3 protein-coding genes are annotated in these 2783 nt (G+C 38.0%); all 3 read right to left on the bottom strand.

From position 1 onward, the window contains the following. Positions 1-704: 704 nt before the first annotated feature. Positions 705-1472 carry a hypothetical protein gene (locus LHW48_04575; protein MCB5259736.1) on the bottom strand — a complete coding sequence of 256 codons (768 nt, stop codon included), beginning with the start codon at positions 1470-1472 and terminating at the stop codon, positions 705-707. Positions 1473-1699: 227 nt separating this feature from the next. Then, a complete protein-coding gene (locus LHW48_04570) occupies positions 1700-1990 on the bottom strand; it encodes a hypothetical protein (GenBank protein MCB5259735.1) in 291 nt (96 codons plus the stop codon). Between the two features lie 17 nt (positions 1991-2007). After that, positions 2008-2783 (bottom strand): transposase (locus LHW48_04565; GenBank protein MCB5259734.1); only part of this gene is annotated, 776 nt, incomplete at its 5' end.

Below are 2783 nucleotides of genomic sequence, written 5' to 3'. Positions count from 1 at the left end.
TAAACCTGAAAACGGCTATAGTGCTGAATTACAACCATATACAGGATTAGCAATTTGGCCGAAATGGCTAAAAAACGCCTGTTTTTGGGGGTAAAAAATAGCCAAATGGTAAAGATCGGATAATTCTTTATAATAGACTTTATAGTGGTTTATGTATCATTTTTATTTAAGGGCTGCCTCATGTAAGGCAGCCTTTTCAATATAAATTCAGCCCATTCACAATAAAGAAAAATTGTTCTTTCCTTAATCAGTAATTTGGAGCCTTTGATTGAGAGTGTTGACATAAGTCTTAAAAAAAATTCTGGTTCTGTAAGATGCTCCAATAGCCAGAAATACCTGAACCCAATAGTATAAGATATAAAAATTATGATAAATCAGCTCTGAATATATTACTGCATAGTTACTAATCATGAAAGCTATGACAGCAAGTATAGCATACAAGTAAGCAGCTCTTAAGCATATTTGTTCTAATTTATCTTTCCAGTTTTTCATTAAAAGAATATATCCTTCCCAGGGTATGGACAATACGAGTATGATAACACTCCATCTCCAATCGAAAGGAATGATATTTGGTTTGAGCATTGAAAGAATAGGAATCAAACTACCAATTATGATGTGCAAAATCCAGTCGATAATGAATAAATTGTTTTTAGAATTTTTCATAACATCCCTAAATAATTAACGAACCAAGGTTAAATTGAATATTACCAATGTACGTGAATATACCAGCATACGAGATATGATGCAGAACAAGTCCCATTACCCAAGGCACCAAGTCCTACATGAAATGGATAGACCCAATCAAATGCTTGATCAGCCCAAAAGGCACCAATCACATGGTTACGTAATGGGATAGAATTTGAAGAATATCGACCGAAAGCAGTAATATAATCAGGTATTAAAATTGCTGAACTACGAGCAATACCAATCATCTGTGCCATTTTTTCTGCACATTCTTCAGTTGGATATGAGCAAGATGCCATATAGGCTAAATTGGCATTAAGGATCTCTAGTGCATCATCATAGCCCTTAGAATCGAAGTTATCACCAAATTCAGCAATGTATTCGTCCAGTTCTGCATATATTGGACCCAAAACGGGATCATCATAATCCCTGCCTCCTACTGCTCTATATATATCGGCCAAACTATCAGGATGTTCAATATAATACTTGCCATCATCCAAATTGAATGACGCATCATTGATTTCGTCAATTCTTTCAGCATATGCGTCAAGGTCCTGCTGATATTGTAAGTAGTTTGCCGCTATATCTAACATTGCTTCATTTCGTTTTTCTACTTCATCATCCGTAAAATATGTCTCGTTATTAGCTCTCTTGTTATCTACTATTTCCATGATACATTCGTTAGTTAACATTTCCGTGACTGCATATGTATGCAAGTCTTCAAAAATATTTATCATCTCTGGATCAACAGAATAATTAGCTTTTAGTCCATTGATGTTAGATACCACATTCTTGTTCTGACAGGAAAATAGGATCAAAACAACGAGACACGTGACAAGTAAGATGTTTTTTTTGAATAGTGCATTTTTCCTCCATTTTATTTGGTTGAAGCATATGTTGTGCACTTATTAACATATGCTACTTTCTATTCATACTTAGTTCTATGCTATGAATGCATAAGAGACCTTCTTAGAATTTATGTCAAGATTTATTTTCATTTGCATTCCCCCATTTTTTAATCCAGCCTGATTTTCATCTGCCATCTATCGCGGGTTTCTTGGATGTTTGGTCTTCGTCGGTACTGCACGATGAGCATTAAGCAAGTAGCAACAACATCGCAGATTCTATAGTAGCAGAACTCCATGACCTTGTATCTGTCGGACTTTTTGTAGATGATCAGTTTGGGAAAGCCAATAGCCAAAATGTGAATGTGGTCTTGAGCTTGTATATGAAGTAAACTGCCAATGCCATAAAGCCATTTAGGTTTTTCATTCCCCGATATGTTTTCAGGCGCATACCCTCCCATTTCATGCTTTGTTTTACCTAACGATGTACCTCTTCCACAGCCCACCGCCGTCTGTATGTATCGATCGCTCTGGCAATGACTTCCTTCTCTGGCATGTGGGGATCGTCGAAATCACATAGCAGGTAAAAGTCCTTGCCTTTTCGAGAGCCATCGCGGTACTTGCGTACAACAACCAGGCTTATCTCCACGCTACTTGCTTTTTTGCTCGGATGATCATCCGTTCGCACGCCAATTCTGCGTGTAGCACAATGAAATTCCTCATTTTTCCGTAAACCGGGCAGCTTATACTTGAACTTCATCTTATCAACTTCTTCCTTGAAGTTCTTCTCTACTATACCCTCCTTGATGGCTCTAAGCCCCATGCCTCGAATGACGAAAGAAACTCCATTATCAACCATGAAACCGATCAATTTGCGGTCGTCATAGCCACGATCAAAAACATATGTGCCATTGTTACGAAAGGCTATTTGCTGATTCACAATCTTGTCTTGCAGGACTTGCTTGGCCGAATCCGGCTCAATACTTGGCGCAAAAAGTATACTACTGGCAGGCAATAAGCTATAGCCATCTTGTTTGGTAAGCAAGGCGAATATATTCATCAGCAAATAACCATTTGTCGACTTGGACTCACTGCCATTATGAACCTTTCCACACCCTTCCATGCTCTTCGCATATGGTTTGGCAATATCACTATCATCCACAATAAACAAAGTATCATCTGTTACCTGTGGGCGGATCAAGTCAGTCAGAAAATCCTCGATATCTTCAGCCAGGTTTGCTCTTCGTATGTTAC

The organism is Candidatus Cloacimonadota bacterium, assembly GCA_020532355.1.
In the GTDB taxonomy this organism is placed as follows: Bacteria; Cloacimonadota; Cloacimonadia; order Cloacimonadales; family Cloacimonadaceae; genus UBA5456.
Note: the sequence above shows the minus strand (reverse complement) of the source record. Positions and strands in the feature narration are given on the sequence as shown.